The sequence below is a fragment of the Clostridium sp. RTP31139st1_H3_RTP31139_211217 genome (assembly GCF_040227035.1).
Classification (GTDB): domain Bacteria; phylum Bacillota; class Clostridia; order Clostridiales; family Clostridiaceae; genus Clostridium; species Clostridium saudiense.
The window spans coordinates 1-22,437 of the sequence record NZ_JBCOAB010000003.1 but is presented as its reverse complement, the minus strand read 5'-3'; the positions used below and the strand labels follow the sequence as shown (position 1 = coordinate 22,437).

23 protein-coding genes are annotated in these 22,437 nt (G+C 28.1%); all 23 read left to right on the top strand.

Going from position 1 to position 22,437, the window contains the following annotated elements; translation table 11 throughout:
- Positions 1-67: 67 nt before the first annotated feature.
- Positions 68-982 (top strand): translation elongation factor Ts, encoded by a 915-nt coding sequence (gene tsf / locus ABUA17_RS02090; RefSeq protein ID WP_042396558.1) that lies wholly within the window; start codon positions 68-70, stop codon positions 980-982.
- Positions 983-1,054: 72 nt separating this feature from the next.
- Positions 1,055-1,765 carry a UMP kinase gene (pyrH, locus tag ABUA17_RS02085; RefSeq protein ID WP_042396561.1) on the top strand — a complete coding sequence of 237 codons (711 nt, stop codon included), beginning with the start codon at positions 1,055-1,057 and terminating at the stop codon, positions 1,763-1,765.
- A gap of 13 nt (positions 1,766-1,778) precedes the next feature.
- Positions 1,779-2,336: a ribosome recycling factor gene (frr, locus tag ABUA17_RS02080; RefSeq protein WP_042396563.1), complete on the top strand. Its 558-nt coding sequence runs from the start codon at positions 1,779-1,781 to the stop codon at positions 2,334-2,336.
- Between the two features lie 116 nt (positions 2,337-2,452).
- Complete coding sequence (gene uppS / locus ABUA17_RS02075) at positions 2,453-3,211, top strand: undecaprenyl pyrophosphate synthase (RefSeq protein ID WP_042396566.1); 759 nt, start codon at positions 2,453-2,455, stop codon at positions 3,209-3,211.
- 15 nt (positions 3,212-3,226) lie between these two features.
- Entirely contained in the window at positions 3,227-4,021 is a 795-nt protein-coding gene (locus tag ABUA17_RS02070; protein WP_042396568.1) for a phosphatidate cytidylyltransferase, read from the top strand.
- A gap of 141 nt (positions 4,022-4,162) precedes the next feature.
- Positions 4,163-5,146 (top strand): AI-2E family transporter, encoded by a 984-nt coding sequence (locus ABUA17_RS02065; protein WP_042396571.1) that lies wholly within the window; start codon positions 4,163-4,165, stop codon positions 5,144-5,146.
- Positions 5,147-5,155: 9 nt separating this feature from the next.
- Complete coding sequence (dxr, locus tag ABUA17_RS02060) at positions 5,156-6,328, top strand: 1-deoxy-D-xylulose-5-phosphate reductoisomerase (protein ID WP_042396573.1); 1,173 nt, start codon at positions 5,156-5,158, stop codon at positions 6,326-6,328.
- A complete protein-coding gene (locus ABUA17_RS02055; protein WP_055290946.1) occupies positions 6,329-7,348 on the top strand; it encodes a M50 family metallopeptidase in 1,020 nt (339 codons plus the stop codon).
- Between the two features lie 12 nt (positions 7,349-7,360).
- A complete protein-coding gene (ispG, locus tag ABUA17_RS02050; protein ID WP_042396577.1) occupies positions 7,361-8,410 on the top strand; it encodes a flavodoxin-dependent (E)-4-hydroxy-3-methylbut-2-enyl-diphosphate synthase in 1,050 nt (349 codons plus the stop codon).
- 121 nt (positions 8,411-8,531) lie between these two features.
- A complete protein-coding gene (locus ABUA17_RS02045; RefSeq protein ID WP_082423879.1) occupies positions 8,532-9,557 on the top strand; it encodes an IS1595 family transposase in 1,026 nt (341 codons plus the stop codon).
- Between the two features lie 108 nt (positions 9,558-9,665).
- Complete coding sequence (locus tag ABUA17_RS02040) at positions 9,666-10,037, top strand: hypothetical protein (RefSeq protein WP_055291452.1); 372 nt, start codon at positions 9,666-9,668, stop codon at positions 10,035-10,037.
- A 376-nt stretch (positions 10,038-10,413) separates the two neighbouring features.
- Positions 10,414-11,667 carry a cytosine permease gene (gene codB, locus ABUA17_RS02035; protein WP_195951047.1) on the top strand — a complete coding sequence of 418 codons (1,254 nt, stop codon included), beginning with the start codon at positions 10,414-10,416 and terminating at the stop codon, positions 11,665-11,667.
- Between the two features lie 12 nt (positions 11,668-11,679).
- Positions 11,680-12,945 carry a cytosine deaminase gene (gene codA / locus ABUA17_RS02030; RefSeq protein WP_154820421.1) on the top strand — a complete coding sequence of 422 codons (1,266 nt, stop codon included), beginning with the start codon at positions 11,680-11,682 and terminating at the stop codon, positions 12,943-12,945.
- A gap of 153 nt (positions 12,946-13,098) precedes the next feature.
- Entirely contained in the window at positions 13,099-14,358 is a 1,260-nt protein-coding gene (locus ABUA17_RS02025) for an HlyC/CorC family transporter (RefSeq protein WP_042396582.1), read from the top strand.
- A 153-nt stretch (positions 14,359-14,511) separates the two neighbouring features.
- Positions 14,512-15,660, top strand: coding sequence for a flagellin lysine-N-methylase (gene fliB / locus ABUA17_RS02020; RefSeq protein WP_195951048.1), 1,149 nt, complete (start codon positions 14,512-14,514; stop codon positions 15,658-15,660).
- A gap of 182 nt (positions 15,661-15,842) precedes the next feature.
- Complete coding sequence (locus ABUA17_RS02015; protein WP_042396587.1) at positions 15,843-16,322, top strand: NUDIX hydrolase; 480 nt, start codon at positions 15,843-15,845, stop codon at positions 16,320-16,322.
- Positions 16,323-16,364: 42 nt separating this feature from the next.
- The gene (locus tag ABUA17_RS02010; protein ID WP_042396589.1) at positions 16,365-17,246 is read left to right on the top strand and encodes an aminoglycoside 6-adenylyltransferase; all 882 of its coding nucleotides are present in this window, start codon (positions 16,365-16,367) and stop codon (positions 17,244-17,246) included.
- A gap of 25 nt (positions 17,247-17,271) precedes the next feature.
- Positions 17,272-17,808, top strand: coding sequence for a GNAT family N-acetyltransferase (locus ABUA17_RS02005; RefSeq protein ID WP_172676147.1), 537 nt, complete (start codon positions 17,272-17,274; stop codon positions 17,806-17,808).
- Between the two features lie 144 nt (positions 17,809-17,952).
- Positions 17,953-18,531 (top strand): GNAT family N-acetyltransferase, encoded by a 579-nt coding sequence (locus tag ABUA17_RS02000; protein ID WP_052330625.1) that lies wholly within the window; start codon positions 17,953-17,955, stop codon positions 18,529-18,531.
- A 92-nt stretch (positions 18,532-18,623) separates the two neighbouring features.
- Positions 18,624-19,142, top strand: a complete 519-nt coding sequence (locus ABUA17_RS01995; RefSeq protein ID WP_042396596.1) for a GNAT family N-acetyltransferase — start codon at positions 18,624-18,626, stop codon at positions 19,140-19,142.
- A 292-nt stretch (positions 19,143-19,434) separates the two neighbouring features.
- Positions 19,435-20,523, top strand: a complete 1,089-nt coding sequence (rsgA, locus tag ABUA17_RS01990) for a ribosome small subunit-dependent GTPase A (protein ID WP_042396598.1) — start codon at positions 19,435-19,437, stop codon at positions 20,521-20,523.
- 94 nt (positions 20,524-20,617) lie between these two features.
- Positions 20,618-21,352, top strand: a complete 735-nt coding sequence (locus ABUA17_RS01985) for a nuclease-related domain-containing protein (RefSeq protein ID WP_055275765.1) — start codon at positions 20,618-20,620, stop codon at positions 21,350-21,352.
- A gap of 20 nt (positions 21,353-21,372) precedes the next feature.
- The gene (locus ABUA17_RS01980) at positions 21,373-22,320 is read left to right on the top strand and encodes a ribonuclease Z (RefSeq protein ID WP_055290953.1); all 948 of its coding nucleotides are present in this window, start codon (positions 21,373-21,375) and stop codon (positions 22,318-22,320) included.
- Positions 22,321-22,437 lie beyond the last annotated feature (117 nt).

Here is a 22,437-nt window from a genome sequence, read left to right as displayed (position 1 = left end):
AGGGAAACTTCATTTACCTTTTAACCTAAAATAAGGTTTACATTTAATGTCAAGGAGGAATTTAATAATGATAACTGCTAAATCAGTTAAAGAATTAAGAGAAATGACTGGCGCAGGAATGATGGACTGCAAAAAGGCTTTAGTTGAAACTGAAGGAAATATAGAAAAAGCTGTTGAATTTTTAAGAGAAAAGGGATTAGCTGCTGCTGCTAAAAAAGCTGGTAGAGTTGCTGCTGAAGGTATAGTTAAGACTTTCGTTTCAGCTGACAAGAAAACTGCTGCTATGGTAGAAGTTAACTGTGAAACTGACTTCGTTGCTGCTAATGAAGAATTCGTTTCATTTGCAACAAAAGTTGCAGAAATGGCTGCTAACACTTCAGCTACAACTGTTGAAGAATTAGTTGCTGAAAAATTTGATGGTGAATCTACTGTAACTGAAGCTTTAACAGCTTTAATCGCTAAATTAGGCGAAAACATGACAGTAAGAAGATTTGTTAAATTCAACATAGAAAACGGTGCTATAGCTAGCTACATCCACGGTGGTGGAAGAATCGGAGTTATGGTAGAAGTTGCTAGCGAAGCTACAGATGTTGCAGCTTTAGAAGAAGTTGCTAAAGAAGTTTGTATGCAAGTTGCTGCTGCAAATCCATTATTCTTAAGCAGAGAACAAGTAGATAACGAAGCTTTAGAAAAAGAAAAAGAAATCTACAGAGTTCAAGCATTAAATGAAGGAAAACCAGAAAATATCGTTGAAAAAATGGTAATGGGAAGAATTCAAAAGTACTACAAAGAAGTTTGTCTTTTAGATCAAGCATGGGTTAAAGATGGAGATAAGTCAATATCTAAGTTCTTAGAAGAAAAATCTAAAGAAGTAGGTTCTCCAATAACTGTTACAAGATACGCTAGATTCGAAAGAGGAGAAGGTATCGAAAAAGTTGAAGAAGACTTCGCTGCAGAAGTTGCTAAGACTATGGGTATGTAATATCGAGAGAACACTTTTGTGTTCTCTTTTTTTAAGGAAAAGAGTACATATATACCACAAGGAGGGATTACAATGGCAAATATCGCATATAAAAGAGTAATGTTAAAAATTTCAGGGGAAGCTTTATCTGGAGCCAACGGATTTGGTTTTGACTTCGAAGTAGTAGGAAGAATCGCAAGAGAAGTTAAAACTTTAGTTGACATGGGTGTAGAAGTTGGTTTAGTTGTAGGTGGAGGAAACATATGGAGAGGTAGAACTGGTGAAGGTATGGACAGAACTACTGCTGACCATATGGGAATGCTAGCTACTTGTATTAATGCACTTGCATTACAAGATGCATTAGAAGGAATAGGGGTTATGACACGTGTTCAAACTGCAATAGAAATGAAAGAAATAGCTGAACCTTTCATAAGAAGAAGAGCTGTTAGACACCTTGAAAAAGGAAGAGTTGTAATCTTTGGAGCTGGATCGGGAAATCCATATTTCTCAACTGATACTGCAGCAGCATTAAGAGCAGCTGAAATTGAAGCTGATGTTATATTATTAGCTAAAAATGTTGATGGTGTATATGATAAGGATCCAAATAAGTTTGCAGATGCTAAAAAATATGATAAACTTACTTATATGGAAGTAATCGAACAAGGATTACAAGTTATGGATACAACAGCAACTACATTATGTATGGATAATAATATTCCAATACTAGTTTTCGGTATAAGTGAAGAAGGAAATATTAAAAAAGTTATGGAAGGTCAAAAAATAGGTACAATCGTATCTAAATAATAGGGAGGTATATATGATTAAAGAAGTTTTAAACACTGCTGAATCTAAAATGCAAAAGACAATATCTGTATTATCATCAGATTTAACTACATTAAAAGCTGGAAGAGCTAATCCAAAGATGCTTGATAGAATTCAAGTTGAAGCATACGGTGGATTATGTCCAATAGAGCAAGTAGGTAACATATCTGCTCCAGAACCAAGAATGTTAGTTATAACTCCATGGGATAAATCTTTATTAAAAGAAATAGAAAAAGCAATTTTAAAATCAGATTTAGGAATCAATCCTTCTAATGATGGATCTATAATAAGATTATTAGTTCCTGAATTAACAGAAGAAACAAGAAAAAATCTTGTGAAAAATGTTAAAAAATTAGGTGAAGATGCAAAAGTAGCAATAAGATCTATTAGAAGAGATGCTAATGAAAAAATTAAAGCATTAAAGAAAGACGGACATATTTCAGAAGATGAAGTTAAAAAAGGTGAAGATGCTGTTCAAAAGAAAACAGATCAATATGTTAAAGAAATAGATTCACTAATTGTAGCTAAGGAAAAAGAGATTATGTCAATTTAAAACCTGCTATTTAGCAGGTTTTTTTCTTAAGTGTAATTATTAAATTTTATTCATAAATATTACTTTACACTTTAAATATGATATGATTTATTTAAAATAAAGTGGAGGCAGAAAGAATGTTAAGTTATTTTAAAGCTAATAAGAATGTACAAGAAAATAATTTTGAATTAGATTTTGATAATATACCTCAACATATAGCTATAATTATGGATGGTAATGGTAGATGGGCAAAAGCGAGAAATTTACCTAGAACTATGGGTCATAAAGCTGGTGTAGAAACTATTAGAAGGGTTATAAAAGAAGCTGATAGACTAGGTGTAAAATATATTACTTTATATGCATTTTCAACTGAGAATTGGAAAAGACCAAAAGATGAAGTTAATGCTTTAATGAAACTTTTAGTTCAATATTTAAAAACAGAAGTAAGCGAACTACATAAAAATGGAGTAGTTTTAAGGGTGTTAGGTGATATTAATGCACTTGTAGATGATTGTAGAAGAGAAATCGAAGAATCTATAGAATTAACTAAAAATAATACAGGATTAGTATTAAATTTTGCTTTTAATTATGGTGGAAGAGATGAAATAATAAAAGCAGTAAAAAATATTATAGATGATGTGCAAGAAGGTAAAATTAATAAGGAAAATATAAATCAAGAATTATTCTCAGATTATTTATATACTAAGGATTCACCAGATCCAGATTTAATAATTAGACCATCAGGAGAACAAAGAATAAGTAATTTCTTATTATGGCAATGTGCTTATTCTGAATTTTGGTATTCAAATGTAAATTGGCCTGATTTTTCAGAGAAAGATTTACAAAGAGCTATATATGATTATCAAAATAGAGATAGAAGATTTGGTGGAGTATAGCATAGGAGGAAAAGTATGAAAATTAATAGTAGATATATAGGTGCAGTTGTACTTGCCCCACTACTAATATTTGTGCTTTTAGGCGGATTACCATTAAAATTATTCACTATAGCATTATCAGTATGTGGATTATATGAGTTTTATCATGCCTTAAAGACTAAAGAAATTAAGAGTATTCCAATAATAAGTTACATTTTATTAGTAGTTTATTACGCGCTAAACAATAATTTTGAATATATGATGTATATTTTAGTTATAGCAATTGTGTTAGCTTTAATAATACCAATTATAGATTTAAAATATTCATTTATAGATGTTGCAGTAACATTTTTAGGATTTATATATGTAGTAATTCTATTTAGTTTTATTCCATTAGTAAATTCGAAAGTTAATGGTGGATATTTAGTATGGTTAATATTTATTGGATCATGGGTTTCTGATACTGTTGCATACTATTTTGGAAGATTTTTTGGTAAGCACAAATTATGTCCAAAGGTTAGCCCTAAGAAAACTATTGAAGGTTCAATAGGAGGATTTTTAGGAGGAACACTTGGATGTGGGATATTTGGAATTATAGTAAGTAGTTATGTTCCAGAAGTTAAACTTATTCATTTCTTTTTAATTGGTGCTTTATGCGGAATAATGAGTCAATTTGGGGACTTAGTTGCTTCATCAATTAAAAGATATGTAGGATTAAAAGATTATAGTAATTTAATTCCAGGACATGGTGGAATATTAGATAGATTTGATTCAATCTTATTTAATGCAGTTGTAGTATTTTACTATTTAACGTTTGTAATAGGAATTTAAGTTTAATAGATACAATAGAAATAAACTATTGTATCTTTTTTTTATTTGAATGAAAAGTAGTCTAAAAAATATATGAATATAATAAATTAATAGTATGAAGTAATATAAACTAAGTTATCGTAGTAGAAATAAGGAGGTAAAATGAGAATATATAATGGATATAAAAAGCATTATCAATATCAAATACTAGTTAATTTATTATTATTGCTATTTCTTTTTATTGTAATAGCTTTTGTTATTAAGAATTATTTTAAACCATTTTTATCTATTATTATTTTATTAATAATATGTACTCCAATTTATGATTTAATGAAAAAAGTATTTCAAAAGAATGAAATTGCAGGAGCTCTAACAATTTTAGTAATTAATGTGCTTATGTTTTGTTTTGTATTTTATTTTGGAAATTCAATTATAGATTTAGTTCAGAGCTTTTACATAAATCATATAAATGACTTAAAGGAATGGCTTAACACAATTAAAGTTATATTTAATGTAGATTTAGAAGAAATGCTACATAATGGATCACAAGGATTATCATCAGTAACTTCTTTTAAAAGTAGTTTAGCAGTTACAGGGCAAGGAATAATATCATATATTATAGCCAATATAACTGTATATTTTACTTTAGTGGATAAAAAGTTATTTTTAAAGTTGTTAAATTGTTTATTACCTTATGATGTTGTAGAAACTATAAGGGAGAAAAAAAATAATTTAGGAGAAGTAGTAAAAATAGAAATTAAATTAGTAATAATATGTATGATAATTACTATTATAGGATTTAAAATATTAAGGATTCCTAGTGCAATATTTTTAGGGCTTATATGCGGAATTTTAGATATTTTGCCATATGTAGGAACAATAATTGTATTTATTCCAATTATAATATACAATATAATAATGAAGAAATACTTACTAGTAGTTGGATTGATAGCTTTATACTTATTATTACAGGTAGTAAGAGAGATATTAGAATTAAAGTTTCTAAGCTCTAAATTAGATATTCATCCATTAGTAGTAATGTTATCTATGTATATAGGAGCAGAAGTCTTTGGAATAATAGGAATATTCATAGGTCCTATATACTGTTTAATAGCAAAAGATTTAATATATGAAGGAACATTGTAGGAGGTATAAATGAAAAGTATTTCAATTTTAGGGGCAACTGGTTCCATTGGGACACAAACTTTAGACGTAATTAGAAATTCAGAGGGGACGATTAACCTTATAGGAATTACTGCTAATTCTTCCGTTGATAAGATTAAAGAAATAATTAAAGAGTTTAAACCAAAATATGTAGGCATGATGGAATTAAATTCTGCTAAAGTTATTGAGGAGTTTTGTAATGAAAGCTATCCAGAAATTAAAGTTTTTAGCGGGATTGATGGATTAATTAAAATTGCAACATTAGATGAGATTGATACTGTGGTTACTTCTGTTGTGGGAATGATAGGATTAAAACCAACTATGGCTGCAATAGAAGCAAAAAAGGATATTGCTTTAGCTAACAAGGAAACATTAGTTGTAGCAGGGGAACTTGTTATGAATAAAGCAAAAGAAAATAATGTTAGAATATTACCAGTTGATTCAGAACATAGCGCTATTTTCCAAAGTTTAAGTGGATATAAGAATAAAGATATTAATAAAATAATATTAACTGCTTCAGGAGGTCCATTTAGAGGAAAGAACTTAGAAGATTTAAAAGATGTGACAGTAAAGGAAGCACTAAAACATCCAAAATGGAATATGGGGCAAAAGATATCTATAGATTCAGCTAGTCTTATGAATAAAGGGTTAGAGGTTATAGAAGCCCATTTCTTATTTGATACTGATTATGACAATATTGAGGTTGTTGTTCATCCTCAAAGTATAATTCACTCTATGGTTGAGTATAAGGATGCAAGTATTATAGCTCAAATGGGAACGCCTGATATGAGATTACCAATACAATATGCATTAAATTATCCAGAAAGAAAAGGTATGATTGCAAAGCCACTTAATTTTTATGAAGTAGGATCATTAACGTTTGAAAAACCAGATTTAGATACTTTTAAGTGTTTAAAATTTGCATACGATGCAGGTAAAATTGGAGGTCTTGCACCTACTATTTTAAATGGTGCTAATGAAGAAGCAGTAGCATTATTATTAGAGGAAAAAATAAAGTTCTTACAAATAGCAGAAATAATAGAAGAGTGTATGAATGTATTTAAAGAAAACTATTATGATGAGCTAACTTTAGAAAATATTGTAGAGTTAGATAAAAAGGTAAGAAAATATATAAGAAATAAATGGGAGTTAGGAGTGAAGTAAGTGTATATTATAATGGCAATATTGGGCTTTAGCTTACTAATTATTGTTCATGAATTAGGACATTTTATTATGGCTAAGGTAAATGGTATTAAGGTAGAAGAGTTTTCAATAGGAATGGGACCTGAGGTTTTCTCTAAAAAGGGAAAGGAGACTCAATATTCATTAAGACTATTTCCTATAGGTGGATATGTTAAGATGCTTGGTGAAGAGGAAGACGTTGAAGATGAAAGAAGCTTTTCTTCTAAATCACCATTAAGACGAATTACAGTTATATTAGCTGGTGCTACAATGAATATTATTTTTGCAATTATAGCATTTTCTATAATAATTAGTAATAGAGGATATACAGAAACTACAATAAGTAAATTAGAGCCAGATACTCCTGCAATTGAATCAGGTTTACAAGTAGGAGATAAAATATTAACAATAGATGGGGCCAGAGTATTTACGACTACAGATGTATCAATGGGTATTCAACTTTCTAAGGGAGATTCTGTAGATTTAGTAGTAGATAGAAATGGAGAAAAGGAAAACATTACAGTTACTCCAAGATTAATTGAACAAGATGGAACACAAATGTATCAAATAGGATTTCACTATACACCTGTAGAAAATCCAACAATACTTGAATCTATAAGAGAGTCATTTAATGAGACAATTTCATTAGTAACACAAACATTTAAGAGTCTTAAGATGATGGTTACTGGAAATATAAACTTTAAAACAGATGTTGGTGGACCGGTAACTATAATTAAAATGTCAGGGCAAGCAGCTAAAAATGGATTAATGACATTGACATATTTCTTAGGATTCATTAGTATTAACTTAGCTGTGTTTAATTTATTACCTTTCCCTGCACTTGATGGTGGATGGACTGTAATATTATTAATAGAGCTAATAACAAGAAGAAAAGTTCCAGATAAAGTTGTTGGAGCAGCAAACTATGTAGGGTTTATGATATTAATAGGCTTTATGATTGTAGTAACATTAAAAGATATATTATTCCCTATTAGTTTATAGGAGTGAGGAAAAATGGAAAGAAAAATTACAAGAAAAGTTAAGGTTGGATCTGTTTATGTTGGAGGAGATGCACCAGTTTCAATTCAATCTATGACTAATACAGATACAAGAGATGTAGAAGCAACATTAAATCAAATAAGAGAATTACATGTTGCCGGATGCGAAATAATAAGATGTGCTGTACCAGATATGATTGCTGCAGAAGCAATTAAAGATATATGTGCAGGATCACCAATGCCTGTAGTAGCAGATATACACTTTGATTATAAATTAGCTTTAAAGTGTGTTGAAAATGGAATTAGTGCAATTAGAATTAATCCAGGTAATATTGGTAATGTTGAAAGAGTAAAGGCTGTTACAGAAGCATGTAAAGCTAAAAATATTCCAATAAGAATTGGAGTTAACTCAGGTTCTTTAGAAAAGGATATTTTAGAAAGAGATGGAAAACCTACAGCAAAAGGTCTTGTTGAATCTGCATTAAGACATGTAAAGATATTAGAAGAATTAGATTTTCATGATATAGTAATATCAATTAAATCTTCTGATGTTCCTATGATGATAGAAGCATATAGATTAATGAGTACAAAGTGTAACTATCCTCTTCATTTAGGGGTTACGGAGTCAGGTACTGTTTTTAGAGGAACTATTAAGTCTACACTTGGAATAGGAACATTATTAGCGGAAGGGATAGGAGATACTATAAGAGTATCATTAACTAGTGATCCAATAGAAGAAATTAAAGTAGCAAAGGAAATGTTAGTTGCCTTAGGTTTAAGAAAGCAAGGAATGACTTTTGTATCTTGTCCAACTTGCGGAAGAACTCAAATAAACCTTATAAAAATTGCAGAAGAAGTAGAAAAAAGACTTGAAAACTGTAATAAAAATATTAAGGTTGCAGTTATGGGCTGTGTTGTAAATGGCCCAGGGGAAGCAAGAGAAGCTGATATTGGTATTGCAGGTGGAAAAGGTGAAGGATTAATTTTCAAAAAAGGTGAAATAATTAAAAAAGTTAAAGAAGAGGACCTTATTGAAGAATTAATGAAAGAAATAGAAAATTTATAAAAATACAATAATCTCCAAGGTTACTTTAATATTAGGCTCTGTTTTAAATAGTGGTTGATATATGATACTTTTCTGAAAATAGGTTATAATATAGATATAATCAATTTTCGGAGGTATCACCATGAATAATGTAGCATTAGTATTATCACAAGCAAAAGCCTTATCAGAACAAGAGCAACAAGAATTACTAACTCAGTTAGAAGAATATCTTGTTTTGGGTTCTCAAGTTGCACAAGTAACTAAAGAAGTTAAAGAAATGAGATTTTCTAAAGGTAGAGTTTGTTGTCATTGTAATGGCACTAATGTAGTTAGAAATGGAAAAAGAAATGGTGTGCAAAGATATTTATGCAGAAATTGTAAAAAATCATTCTCCGATTTGACTAACTCTGCTACTTATAGAAGCAAAATGGGCTTAGATAAATGGTTAAAATATGCTAAATGTATGTTGAATGGTTACTCTATAAGGAAATCAGCCGAAGAAGTAGAAATTAATATTGCAACTTCTTTTTATTGGAGACACAAAATACTTAATTGTATTAGTGAATTTCTTGGAGTAGGCTCTGTTGATGGTGTAGTTGAAGCAGATGAAGTTTTCTTTGCTTACTCATACAAAGGAACTAAGCCTGCCAATATGCCAAGACCTTCTCGTAAGAGAGGTAAACAAGTTAAAAAGAGAGGTATCAGTAAAGAACAAGTTTGTGTAGGTACTGCTCTTGATAGAGAAGGCAATATAATAATTGAATTACTGTGTACTGGTAGAGTTACTGCTAATGAGTTAGAACGTCTATATGGTAATCGTATAGGGGAAAATTCTATTCTATGCACAGATTCTCATAAGTCATATATTCAGTTTGCTACAGATATGAAATTAGAGCACAAGAGAATTAAAAGAGGTAGACACAAAGAAGATATATATCATATAAATCACATAAATAGTCTGCATTCTAATTTAAAGAGATGGATGGCGAAATTTAATGGGGTGGCTACAAAATATCTTGAGAACTATTTAAAGTGGCATAAATGGATAAATACATTTAGTACAGAAAAAGAAACAATACGAAATAAAAACTTGATAGTTCATAGTAATATAGCACATAGTTATACTATGGTAAAGGAGTTCAAGGAAAGACAACCAATATTTATATAAATAGTTAATATATATATATAAAATGCAATAAATGTTTTAGTTATGTTATATTTGATATATAATAAAGATATGAATATTTTATTAGTTCATAAAAAAGGGGGCAAATCTATGGAAAAAAGTATATTAAAAACTATTGGGAAATGTGTGATTTTCGGAATTATTTGGGGTATAGTATTATTTGGAGTCGCACTTATAATTACAAATTTTAAAGATTATGAATTAAGAGATGTACTTTTTGTTGAAGGCATAATTTTTGTTGTCGGAGGAGTTCTTTCTTCTATTGGAGGAAATCCAATGGGATTATCTATGCAAGGTCTTGGACAAAATAATGCTCAATATATTGCTAATGCAAATCTCGAAGTTAGTAAAATGGAAAAAGATAAAACTAATAATATAAAAACTACTATAAGTGCAGGATTAAGTACAGTTTCCTTAATTATTGGCGGACTTTTGGTAATTGCAATAAATTTTATAATATAATATATACTCAAAAAGGACACAGCAATGTGTCCTTTTAAATTTAATATATAATCAACCTTCATTTAAAACAGAGCCTAATATTAAGATTAACCTTGGGGATATTTTTTATAATTATATAAAAAAGTGTTGACTATTTTCGACAATTGAGTATATAATGATTTCAAGAAAAACTAGTCCTTTAAAATTAATCCAGAGAGATTAAAAAGGTCGGATATTGTACGACAGATAAAGCTTTAAATATGATAAAAATAAATTAAATTAATATATTTATACCATGTTTAATTTTAAGTAGTAACGACCTTTCTATAAAAAGAAAGGTCGTTTTTTTATACCTTAGGCACTGGTTTTTAAATTTTATGTTTAAGGAGATTTAAAAATGGAAGTAAAATTAAAAATGGATAGCAATGTAAATAAGGAGGACCATGATTACGCATTAGGTCATGTGCATAGCAAAGATAAGAAAGGATTTCTTTCAATGTTTGTAGTAATGCTTGGATTTACATTTTTCTCGGCTAGTATGTTAACAGGTGGAAATCTAGGGACAGGCTTAACATTAAAAGAGTTCTTCATAGCAGTATTATTAGGAAATTTAATATTAGCTTGTTATACAGGATTGTTAGCATATATAGGAACAGATACAGGACTTTCGATGCATTTACTTGCTAGGTATTCATTTGGAGAAAAGGGTTCATATCTTGCATCATTTATAACTAGTATTACACAAATTGGATGGTTTGGTGTTGGAATAGCAATGTTTGCAATACCAGTAGCAAATAGATTTAATATAAATTTATATTTATTAGTAGCAGTAACAGGATTATTAATGACAGCAACAGCTTATTTTGGAATGAAGTCTTTAACAATATTAAGTGCAATAGCAGTACCAGCAATAGCTATATTAGGAAGTACATCAGCAGTGATGGCAACTAATTCAGTAGGTGGAGTACAAGGGTTAATGAATATAGAGCCAACTAGTAAAATGGCAATGGTAACAGCGGTAACTTTATGTGTTGGTTCATTTATAAGCGGAGGAACAGCAACACCTGACTTTGCTAGATTCTCAAAAAATAAAAAAGTAGCAGTTGGAACAACAGTAGTAGCATTCTTTATAGGAAATTCTTTAATGTTCTTATTTGGAGCAGTAGGTGCAATGGTTACAGGAAATTCTGATATAGCAGATGTAATGTTCTCACAAGGTTTAGTAATACCAGCAATATTAGTTTTAGGATTAAATATTTGGACAACTAATGATAATGCAATTTATACATCTGGACTTGGATTATCAAACATAACTAAGTTGCCTAAAAAACAAATGGTAATCATAGGAGGACTTATAGGAACAGTAGGATCAATATGGTTAAATAATAACTTTACAGCATTCTTAACTTTCTTAAACTCAATGTTACCTCCAGTTGGTGGAATAATAATAGCAGATTATTTCTTTATAAAGAAAAGAAAATATGATAATATTGAAAATGCAAAGTTTAAAAATGTAAACTGGATAGCAATAATAGCTTTCTTAGTAGGATTTATAGTTGCAAATGTTGTAACAGTTGGAGTTATAGCATTAAATGCAATTTTAACAACAATGATAGTTTACGTAATAGGAACAAAAATAACTGAAAAATAAGGTGATGATAATATGTTAATTAAAAAAGTAAGACTTTTAGATAGAGAAGGATTATTTGACATAAGAATAGTTGATGGAAAGTTTACTGAAATAGCAGAAAATTTAGATGTTGTAAATGATGAAGAAATTATAGAAGGAAATGGAGCATTAGCTTCTGCTCCTTTTATAGAACCACATATACATTTAGATACTACTTTAACAGCTGGAGAACCAGAATGGAATAAAAGTGGAACACTTTTTGAAGGAATAGAAAGATGGTCTCAAAGAAAAGAATTCTTAACTAAAGAAGATGTTAAAACTAGAGCTAAAAAAGCTATAGAATGGCAAGTTGCTAATGGAATTCAATTTATAAGAACTCATGTTGATGTTACTGATGAGAGTTTAATTGCTTTAAAAGCAATGATAGAAGTAAGGGAAGAAATTAAAGATTATGTTACATTACAAATAGTAGCTTTCCCACAAGAAGGAATTCTTTCTTATCCTAATGGTATTCAATTAATAGAAGAAGCTATAAAGTTAGGGGCTGACGTAATAGGGGCTATACCTCACTTTGAATTTACAAGAGAGTATGGTGTAGAATCTATAAATAAAATATTTGAATTAGCTAAAAAATATAATGTATTAGTAGATGTTCATTGTGATGAAATAGATGATGAGCAATCAAGATTTTTAGAAGTAGTAGCAGCAAGAGCTTTAGAAACAGGCCTTAAAAATAAGGTAACAGCTAGTCATACTACAGCAATGGGATCGTACAATGATGCATATACATATAAGTTATTTAGGTTATTAAAAATGTCTGGAATAAACTTTGTTTCAAATCCTTTAGTAAATACTCATCTTCAAGGAAGATTTGATACATATCCTAAGAGAAGAGGTATAACAAGAGTTAAGGAATTAAACGAAGCAGGAATAAATGTTTCTTTTGGACATGATGATATTTTTGATCCATGGTATCCAATGGGAACTGGTAATATGATAGAAGTAGTTCATTTTGGGTTACATGTATGCCAAATGATGGGCTATGATGATATAAATGAATCATTAAAGTTTATATCTACTAATAGTGCAAGAACATTAAATATTGAAGATATATATGGAATAGAAATAGGTAAACCAGGGAATTTAATATTACTAAATTCTGAAAGTGGTTATGATGCTGTTAGAAGAAGAGCAGAGGTTTTATATTCAATAAGAGAAGGTAGAGTTATAGCAAAGACTATACCAAGCAAGTCATTTATAACTGTAAATGAAGAAAAAGAAGTAACATTTAAAAGATAGTAGAAATAAAAGCAGATGAATTGCATTAAATTCATCTGTTTTTATTTTTTTATTATATTTAAAATTAATGAACTTAATTTATATAATATTTTAATTGATTCTACATATATTGTTAGTAAACTAAAATATTTATAAAAATGGAGTGATATTAAAATGGATGATAATGCCCTGATATTGATTGTTGTTATTGCTATTCTTATTATTATGTCAGCTTACTTTTCAGCTACAGAAACAGCTTTTTCTAGCTTAAATAAAATTAAGCTAAAGAACTTAGCTGTAAATGGAAGTAAAAGAGCCGAAAGTACATTAAATCTCGCTAAAAAGTTTGATAGCATACTTTCAACCATATTAATAGGTAATAATATAGTGAATATAGCATCAGCATCAATAGCTACTATAGTTTTTACTAAATATTATGGGGATGCAGGTGTAACAATTTCAACAATCGTTATGACTATAGTTGTATTAATATTTGGGGAAATATCTCCTAAAAGCTTATCAAAGGAGAGTCCTGAAAAATTTGCAATGTTTTCTACACCAATATTAAAAGTATTGCTTATTATATTTACCCCACTAAATTTTGTGTTTGGGTTATGGAAAAAGACTATTTCTAAGGTAATAAAAGTTGAAGAAATTCCAATAGAAGTTGAAGAAGAATTATTGACTATTGTAGAAGAAGCTGAAATTAAAGGTGGAATAGATGAACATGAGAGTAAGCTTATACGTTCAGCTATAGAATTTAATGATTTAGATGCAGATCAAATACTAACCTCAAGGGTTGATTTAATTTCAATATCTAAAGAAGCTACAATAGAGGATGTAAGAAGGGTTTTTAAAGAAAATAAATTTTCAAGAATTCCTGTTTATGAAAATAATATAGATAATATAATTGGTGTGATTCATGAAAAAGATTTTTATGATGCACTAGATGATAAAAAAGTTAATATTGATAGTATTATAAAACCAATATTATATGTGACTTCAAATACTAAGATTTCAGAACTTTTAAAGAAGTTTCAATATCTTAAAAATCATATGGCTGTAGTTATAGATGAATTTGGTGGAACCATGGGAATTATAACACTTGAGGATGTATTAGAGGAACTAGTAGGTGAAATATGGGATGAGCATGATGAAGTTGTAGAATATTTTAAAAAGATAGATGAAGATAAGTATTCGGTTATATGCAGTGTTTCATTAGGGGATTTTTTTGAAGAATTTAATATGAAGGAAGAAGTAGATGATTTTGAAGTACAAACTGTTAACGGATGGGTTATAAAAGAATTTGGATATTTACCTAAGGTTGGAGAAAGTTTTGTATATAGAGATTTAAGTATTTCTATTTCTAAAATTGAGGAGAGAAGGGTAAAAGAAATAATAGTTGAAAGAATTGAGGAACAGAAATGTAGTTAATTTTTAATAAAGTAAAATACAATTGAGATAAAATTCTCAAATGTATTTTACTTTTTTTAAATATATTACAAGCTAATTTTAGTTACATAATATAAATTTTGATGTATTATTAATAGGAAATATAAATATAAATATAAATGATTGGAGTAAAAAATGAAAGCAAATATGTTTATGCCAAAATATATGTTAACTTTTAAATGTATTGGATCAGAATGTGTAGATACATGTTGTGCAGGATGGGATATAAATATAGATGAAGATACATATAAAAAGTATAGTAATTGTACTGGAGAGCTTAAAGAGTTAGTTAAGGGTAAATTTAGAGAAAATAAAAATAGTGGCGATTATTTTAATAAAGGGTTTATGATTTTAAAAGAAGAAAATAGATGTCCATTTTTAAATGATAATTTACTATGTGATATTCATGGAGGAATAGGTGAAGAAAATCTTTGTATAACTTGTAAGAGGTTTCCGCGAGTATATAATATTATAGATGATGTATACGAAAAATCGGCTTTACCATCATGTGAAGAAGCATGTAAAATTGCATTTTTAAATAAAGAAAAAATGGAGTTTATTGAGTGTGAAGAAAAAATAGATGAAAGTGCTATTGAAATTAGAAGGATAATAGATACAGAAGCCTTTGAAGATAGCGATAGTTTACTTCAATATTTTTGGGATATAAGAGTTAATTCAATAAATATAATTCAAAATAGAAATTTTACTATAGAAGAAAGATTAAATATATTAAAGAATTTTTATAATATAATCCAAGAGTTTTATAAGAAAAATGACTTTGAAAGTATAGAGGAGCTTTTAGAAGATTTTAGTGAGGATAATGTAAATTTAGAAGAGTTAAAAGGAAGTCCTTTTAATGAAAGTAATGAATTTTATTTAAGCCTTATAGATGAAAAACTTATTAATAATATAAAGGGAATAAGGCTTAAAGAATGTGTAGTAGAATATAAAGAGGGTATTTCAAAATATGATGATTTAAGCAAATATATAAGTGAAAATCAAGAGGGTTTTATAGGACTTAAAGAATACTCATATATTTTAGAAAATTATTTAGTTAATCAAATTTTTAAGGACTTAATTCCATTTAATAAAGGTGAAAGCTTAAACTTAAGTATAAATGTATTAATTAATAGTTATAAGATAATAAAGGCTTATGTAATAGGAATTGCTTTAAATTCAAAAAAGGCAATAACTGAAGATGAAATAATAAGAGTTATTCAAAGTTTAAGTAAAGATATAGAGCATAATAAAGTATTTAAAAATATATTAGAAAATAATATATAGTTTAAAGGCGTATTACTAAATTAATATTAGTTTAGTAATACGTTTTTTATTAGAATTAATAATAAATTAAATAAATTGAGGTTTGTAAGAATTCAGAAATTAAAAATGAGACTGATTATTTGAGAATAAGCAATGGTATAATAATATTAGTATTTATATTTTAAAGGGTGAGGTGAGTATAAATGGAGTATGATTGTGGATTTACAAAGAGAAATAAATGGTTTAGATATCGTGCAGCGGCAATTATTATAGAAAATGGACATGTTCTTTTTGCTGGAAATGAAAGAGAAAGTTATTATTATTCTATTGGTGGTGGAGTTCATATTGGAGAATCTGCAGAAGAAGCTGTAAAGCGTGAAGTGTTAGAAGAAACTGGTGTTGAGTATGAAGTAGAAAGATTAGCATTTATACATGAAAATTTCTTTGATGGAGATGGTACTTTAGAAGGAAGGGAATGTCATGAGATAGCCTTATATTTCTTAATGAAACCGAGAGGGACTCAAGAATTAAATAGCAATAGTTATACTCAAGGGGTAAAAGAAAATATGTATTGGTTACCTATAGATAAATTAAATGAGTATAGAGCATATCCAACATTTTTTAGAGAAAAATTAAAAGATTTAAAAAATGAAATCCAACATATTATCACTTACCAAGATTAAAATTAAATAGTAATTACTATTGAGTTATATAAGGAGAAGTTTATGAGAAGTGAAAAGGAAATGTATGATTTGATTTTAGATATAGCTAAACGAGATGAAAGAATTAGAGCTGTATATATGAATGGCTCAAGAGCTAATCCTAATATAAAAAAAGATATATTTCAAGATTATGATATTGTATATGTGGTAACAGAAACTAAAACTTTTATAGAAGATAAAAAATGGACAAGTAATTTTGGAGAACCAATTATTTTTCAAGAACCAGATAAATTGGATAAAATGCAAGGAATTAATATTGACTTTAATAATGGATATACTTATTTGATGCAATTTACAGATGGAAATAGAATAGATTTGCATCTGCAACCAATTAATATGTTAACTGAGGAATATAACAAAGATAAATTAGTAGTTCAATTATTAGATAAAGATAATATTTTACCAGAAGTTAAGCCTGCTAGTGATGAAGATTACTGGATTAAAAAACCTAGTTATGAAGAATACTTTAGTGAATGTAATAATTTTTGGTGGGTAGCACCATATTGTGCAAAAGGATTATGGAGAAAAGAAATTCTCTATTCAATAGGTGTTATGAATAACTATGTAAGAGATGGATTAATAACTATGATTAAGTGGAAGGTTGGAATAGAGACAAATTTTAAAGTTAGTATTGGAAAATCTAATAAGTTTCTTAAAGAATATATAGATAAAGAATTATGGGATAAATTAATGAGTACTTTTAATATGAGTGATTATAATTCATCATGGACAGCGCTTTTTATAACTTGTGAGTTATTTGAAGAGGTTGCTTATAGTGTATCTAAACAATTAGGATATGAGTATAATTATGATGAAGCACAAAGAAGTTTTAATTTTATTAAACATATAAAAGAGTTACCAGATGATGCCTTAGAAATTTATTAAATAAAGCATGAGAAGAGGATGTAAAATGGATAAGATTATTTATAAAAAGTTAAAAGAAGAAGAAATAAACGAAGAATTATTTTCAAAGTTTAATAGATATCAAGAGGTAAAAAGATGTTGGAGAAAACATGGAGATAAGTGGGAATTAGAAGATGTTCCATTTATAGAACAATGGGGTAAAGAAGAATATAAATTTTTAGTAAAATGTTTAAAAAATACTATAAGAACAAATGGAGTTGTTATAGGCGCATTTGATAGGGAAAGTTTAATAGGATTTTTTTCTATAGAAAGTGAATTCTTTGGAGCACATAAAGAATATGTACAATTATCATCTATTCACGTTTCTTATAAAAGTCGTGGCAGAGGTATAGGTAAAGAACTTTTCATAATTGCTATTCAAGAAGCAAAACTACTTGGTGCAAAAAAACTATATATTTCGGCACATTCTTCAGAGGAATCACAAGCATTTTACAAAGTAATGGGATGTGTTGAAGCTGAAGAATATAATGAAAAAATTGTTTCAAAAGAACCTTATGATTGTCAGTTAGAATTTGTTTTATAGATATTAATTACTTTAGAGGTTATTGTAATAAAAAATTACAATAACCTCTTTGAAATACATATAATGGAAAAGTGATTAAATATATGTTATAATAATTGGTAATGATTAGTTAAAAATTATTGAAATATGGGAAGGGAATAGGATATGGGAATTAATGATGAAAGAGAAATAAAGTTGACAACTGATAGATTAATATTAAGGGAATTTAATGAAAATGATTTCGCTGCGGTGCATGCTTATGCTTCTGATATAGAAAATATTAAGTATATGATATGGGGACCTAATTCAGAAGATGATACAGTTGAATTTTTAGTAGAATGTATAGAAAATGCTAATAAAAATCCTAGAAAACAATACGATTTTGCAGTGACTTTAAAGGATACAGGAAATGTAATAGGGGGATGTGGTATTTATTTAAATGATACATTAGATGAAGCAATGCTAGGATGGGTTTTACATAAGAATTATTGGAAGAAGGGGTATATGACCGAAGCAGGCAAAGAATTAGTTCGATTTGCATTTGAGGAATTAAAATTGCATAGATTATATGCTACTTGTGATGCAGAAAATTATGGTTCTTATCGTGTTATGGAAAATATAGGAATGAGAAGAGAGGGACATGCTATTAAAAATAGAAAGGTTGTTGGTTATAAAGATGAATATCATGATGAACTTTTCTATGGAATTTTAAAAGAAGAATGGAATGAAAAACAAAATAAATAATAGTGTAATTAATAAGTGGATAGGTTGTTGATATATTATTATGAAAATACAATAGAGGAATAAGAGTGAGGAATTTAAGGGAGGATAACGTAATGAAAGTTGCTTTAAAAAAGTGTACATTAAATGATTTATTTACACTTAAAGAATTATCAATAATTAATTATGTAGATACATATGGTCAAGATAATACACCGGTAAATATGGCAAAATATATTGATAAAAGCTTTAGTGTTGAAAAGCTAAGTCGTGAAATAATAAATGAAAACTCTGGAGTTTATTTCATGTATATAGATGACATGTTAGGTGGATATGTAAAATTAAACAAATATAAAGCGCAAAAAGATATTAAGAATCCAAGATCAATGGAAATAGAAAAGATATATATATTAAAGGATTATCAAGGTAAGGATATAGTCGAGGAATTTATTGAACAAGTAATTAAAGTTGCAAGAAATGATAGTAAAGAATTTATATGGCTTGGTATATGTGAAAGAAATGATAGAGAAATTTCATTTTATGAAAGGAATGGATTTAAAGAAATTGGTAAACATTCTTTTAAAGTAGGAGAGAAGCTTGAAACTAAATTTATTATGCATAAATATATAAAGTGAAATTTAATTGTATATTAGTGTAAAAGGGTAATTAAAATTAGGAAATTAATAGTAGATATATTAAAAAAATAATGATAAACTAGGTATGAGAATTAGGTTCTCATACCTTTAATTTCGTAAAAGGAGTGATGTATTATGATGAAAATAATAAGCATTGAAATGGATAGTGTATTAATTAGTGAGGTGGGTATTAATTAGCCTTACAGAATTGTAATGAAACTTTTGATACCTCCTCACTAAGGGTTTAGTTGAAATTAATTTAAACTTTAAGTGCATTTCGGAGGAAAGAAAATTGGAAAAAACAAATTTAAATAATATTGGACTAACTGAAAGATTTGAAATTGAAGCAACAATGTATGAAGATAATTTATTTTTAGCAAGGGTATCTGTTCAGCATAAAGATAAATATAAAATTATTACAGAAGAGGGAGAGGCTTTAGCAGAAGTTTCAGGTAAATTTAAGCATGAAGCATTAGGCACAGAAAGTTTTCCAGCTGTAGGAGATTGGGTTATGGTAGATAGATTAAATGATAGTAATGGAAATGCTATAATTCATCATGTATTAAGAAGAAAAAGTGCTTTTGAAAGAAAAGTTGCTGGAAATAGAAGAGATATTCAAATAGTGGCTGCAAATATAGATATTGTGTTTATATGTATGGCACTTAATAATGACTTTAATATTAGAAGATTAGAAAGATATATATCAGTTGCTTGGGATAGTATGGCAACACCTGTAATAGTATTAACAAAAGCTGACCTTTGTGATAATGTTTTAGAAAAGCAATTAGAGGTAGAAGCCGTTGCATTTGGAATTGATGTATTAGTAACAAGCTCTATAAATGGTGAAGGCTATGAAGAAATTAAGAATTATATAGGTAATAATAAAACAGTAGCATTCATAGGTTCATCAGGTATAGGAAAGTCAACTCTTATAAATAAACTAATGGGAGAAGAAATTCTTCTTACAAATGGTTTAAGAAATGATGATAAAGGAAGACATACTACAACTCATAGGGAGCTTTTAGTACTACCTAATGGAGGCGTAGTTATTGATACACCTGGAATGAGAGAGTTGCAACTTATTACTGGAGATGTAGATAAATCTTTTTCTGATATTGATGAAATAGCAGCACAGTGTAAATTTTCAGATTGTAAGCATGAAAGTGAACCAGGATGTGCTGTAAGAAAAGCAATAGAAGATGGAATAATTGATATAAATAGATTTGAAAGCTATAAGAAGATTCAAAAAGAATTAAAATATTCAGAATTAAAAGGTAGAAAATTAGAAAAAGAAAAAATTAATAATATGTTTGCAAGTGTTGGTGGAATAAAAAATGCTAGAAAATTTGCAAAAGAAAAAAATAAAAGAAGATATAATTAAATAGCTTTTAAAATAATGTAGGAGCTCCAAATTTATTATTTGGGGCTTTTTTAAGTAAATATTATATCTCAATAAAGATATTTTAGGTGATAATATGAAAATAATAATAGGAATAGTGGTTATTTCATTTGTTTTTATAAGGGTATATAAAGCTAAGATAAAAGGATATATTGGAGAAAAACAAGTAAGTAAAAGATTAAGAAAATTAAATAAACGAAAATATAAGGTGCTAAATAATGTATTGCTAAAAACTGCAAATGGTAGTACACAAATAGATCATGTTGTTATATCTATATATGGAGTTTTTGTTATAGAAACAAAAAATTATAAGGGAATAATAAAAGGAAATGAATATGATGAAAACTGGAGTCAAATACTAATAAATAAAAATGAAAATTTAAGAAATCCTATAAAACAAAATAATGGTCATATAAAGGCAATAAAAGATTTAATTCCTGAAATAAGATACAAAAAGATAAAATCTATTATTTTATTTAGTAAAAGAGCAAGGTTAAATGTAAATGCAGTTACTGATGTTACATATATTAATAAAGTAAATAAGATAATAAAATCATATAAAACTAAAGAGTATACAATTGAAGAAGTAGAAAGAATATTTAAGAAATTAGAAGAGTTAAATGTTAATTCATTTAAAGAAAGAAAGGCTCATGTTAAAAATGTTAAAAGAACAGTAAAAAATGCAGAGAAAAAACTGAAAAAAAATAGGTGTCCAAGATGTGGAGGAAAGCTTAAAAAGAAAAAAAGTAAGTATGGAAAGTTTAAAGGATGTAAAAATTATCCTAATTGTACCTTTAAATTAAATGCATAATATAGAAAGTTGGTGGGAGTATGGTTGATTTATGTTTATTGGGCTGTGGTGGAAATATGCCAATGCCCTATAGAAATTTATCTGCAACACTTTTAAATTTTAAAGGAAGAAAAATTCTAATAGATTGTGGGGAAGGAACTCAAGTATCTATGAGAATGATTGGATGGGGGGTTAAATCCATAGATGTAATTTGTATAACACATTGTCATGGTGATCATATTATTGGTTTAACAGGACTTTTATCAACTATAGCAAATAGCGGAAGAGAAAAACCGTTAACTATAATTGGACCAGAAGGAATAACAGAAGTAGTTAAAGGACTTACTGTTATAGCAAAATATCTTACATATGATTTAAATATAATAGAAAACCCTAGGGAAATTAATTTTAAGGTTAATGATGATAATCTTGAAGTTGTTGAAAAATGTGGTGAAATAAAGCTTACAACATTAGAAGTTGATCATTCATCACCTTGTATAGGATATAGTTTATATTTTAAGCGTGATAGGAAGTTTTCAGTAGAAAAAGCTGAAAAAAATAATGTACCTAAAATATTATGGAATAAGCTACAAAAAGGTTATGAAGAAATAATAAATTATGAGGGCAAAGAATATAAAAAAGAAATGGTACTTGGTGATGAAAGAAGAGGAATAAAAATAAGTTTAATTACGGATACTAGACCTTTAAATTGTATAGTTAATTTTATAGAAGATAGTGATTTGTTTATTTGTGAAGGTAATTTTGGAAGTGATGATGATATAGATAAAGCTATAAGAAAAAAACATATGACATTTAGCGAAGCTGCAACACTTGCAAGAGATGGCAATTGTAAAGAACTTTTATTAACTCATTTTTCACCTGCGATGTTAGAACCAAAAGAATATGAAGAAAATGCAACTAGAATTTTTAAGAATACTATTATTGGAGAAGATAGATTAATAAAAAGTATTAGCTTTGCTGATAAGTAAAAATGAAGAAACTCCCAAGAGAGGAGAATAGATAGATTTGGAGACTGTAGATAATTTTGTGTAATATAGTTTCTTATAAATCAAATATTACTGGAAATTTTGATTTCCAGTAATATT

Excerpts from the sequence above, each read along its gene's own strand:
- tsf (WP_042396558.1), top strand. The coding sequence starts at position 68 with ATGATAACTGCTAAATCAGTTAAAGAATTAAGAGAAATGACTGGCGCA.
- pyrH (WP_042396561.1), top strand. The coding sequence starts at position 1,055 with ATGGCAAATATCGCATATAAAAGAGTAATGTTAAAAATTTCAGGGGAA.
- frr (WP_042396563.1), top strand. The coding sequence starts at position 1,779 with ATGATTAAAGAAGTTTTAAACACTGCTGAATCTAAAATGCAAAAGACA.
- uppS (WP_042396566.1), top strand. The coding sequence starts at position 2,453 with ATGTTAAGTTATTTTAAAGCTAATAAGAATGTACAAGAAAATAATTTT.
- ABUA17_RS02070 (WP_042396568.1), top strand. The coding sequence starts at position 3,227 with ATGAAAATTAATAGTAGATATATAGGTGCAGTTGTACTTGCCCCACTA.
- ABUA17_RS02065 (WP_042396571.1), top strand. The coding sequence starts at position 4,163 with ATGAGAATATATAATGGATATAAAAAGCATTATCAATATCAAATACTA.
- dxr (WP_042396573.1), top strand. The coding sequence starts at position 5,156 with ATGAAAAGTATTTCAATTTTAGGGGCAACTGGTTCCATTGGGACACAA.
- ispG (WP_042396577.1), top strand. The coding sequence starts at position 7,361 with ATGGAAAGAAAAATTACAAGAAAAGTTAAGGTTGGATCTGTTTATGTT.
- ABUA17_RS02045 (WP_082423879.1), top strand. The coding sequence starts at position 8,532 with ATGAATAATGTAGCATTAGTATTATCACAAGCAAAAGCCTTATCAGAA.
- ABUA17_RS02040 (WP_055291452.1), top strand. The coding sequence starts at position 9,666 with ATGGAAAAAAGTATATTAAAAACTATTGGGAAATGTGTGATTTTCGGA.
- codB (WP_195951047.1), top strand. The coding sequence starts at position 10,414 with ATGGAAGTAAAATTAAAAATGGATAGCAATGTAAATAAGGAGGACCAT.
- codA (WP_154820421.1), top strand. The coding sequence starts at position 11,680 with ATGTTAATTAAAAAAGTAAGACTTTTAGATAGAGAAGGATTATTTGAC.
- ABUA17_RS02025 (WP_042396582.1), top strand. The coding sequence starts at position 13,099 with ATGGATGATAATGCCCTGATATTGATTGTTGTTATTGCTATTCTTATT.
- fliB (WP_195951048.1), top strand. The coding sequence starts at position 14,512 with ATGAAAGCAAATATGTTTATGCCAAAATATATGTTAACTTTTAAATGT.
- ABUA17_RS02015 (WP_042396587.1), top strand. The coding sequence starts at position 15,843 with ATGGAGTATGATTGTGGATTTACAAAGAGAAATAAATGGTTTAGATAT.
- ABUA17_RS02010 (WP_042396589.1), top strand. The coding sequence starts at position 16,365 with ATGAGAAGTGAAAAGGAAATGTATGATTTGATTTTAGATATAGCTAAA.
- ABUA17_RS02005 (WP_172676147.1), top strand. The coding sequence starts at position 17,272 with ATGGATAAGATTATTTATAAAAAGTTAAAAGAAGAAGAAATAAACGAA.
- ABUA17_RS02000 (WP_052330625.1), top strand. The coding sequence starts at position 17,953 with ATGGGAATTAATGATGAAAGAGAAATAAAGTTGACAACTGATAGATTA.
- ABUA17_RS01995 (WP_042396596.1), top strand. The coding sequence starts at position 18,624 with ATGAAAGTTGCTTTAAAAAAGTGTACATTAAATGATTTATTTACACTT.
- ABUA17_RS01985 (WP_055275765.1), top strand. The coding sequence starts at position 20,618 with ATGAAAATAATAATAGGAATAGTGGTTATTTCATTTGTTTTTATAAGG.
- ABUA17_RS01980 (WP_055290953.1), top strand. The coding sequence starts at position 21,373 with ATGGTTGATTTATGTTTATTGGGCTGTGGTGGAAATATGCCAATGCCC.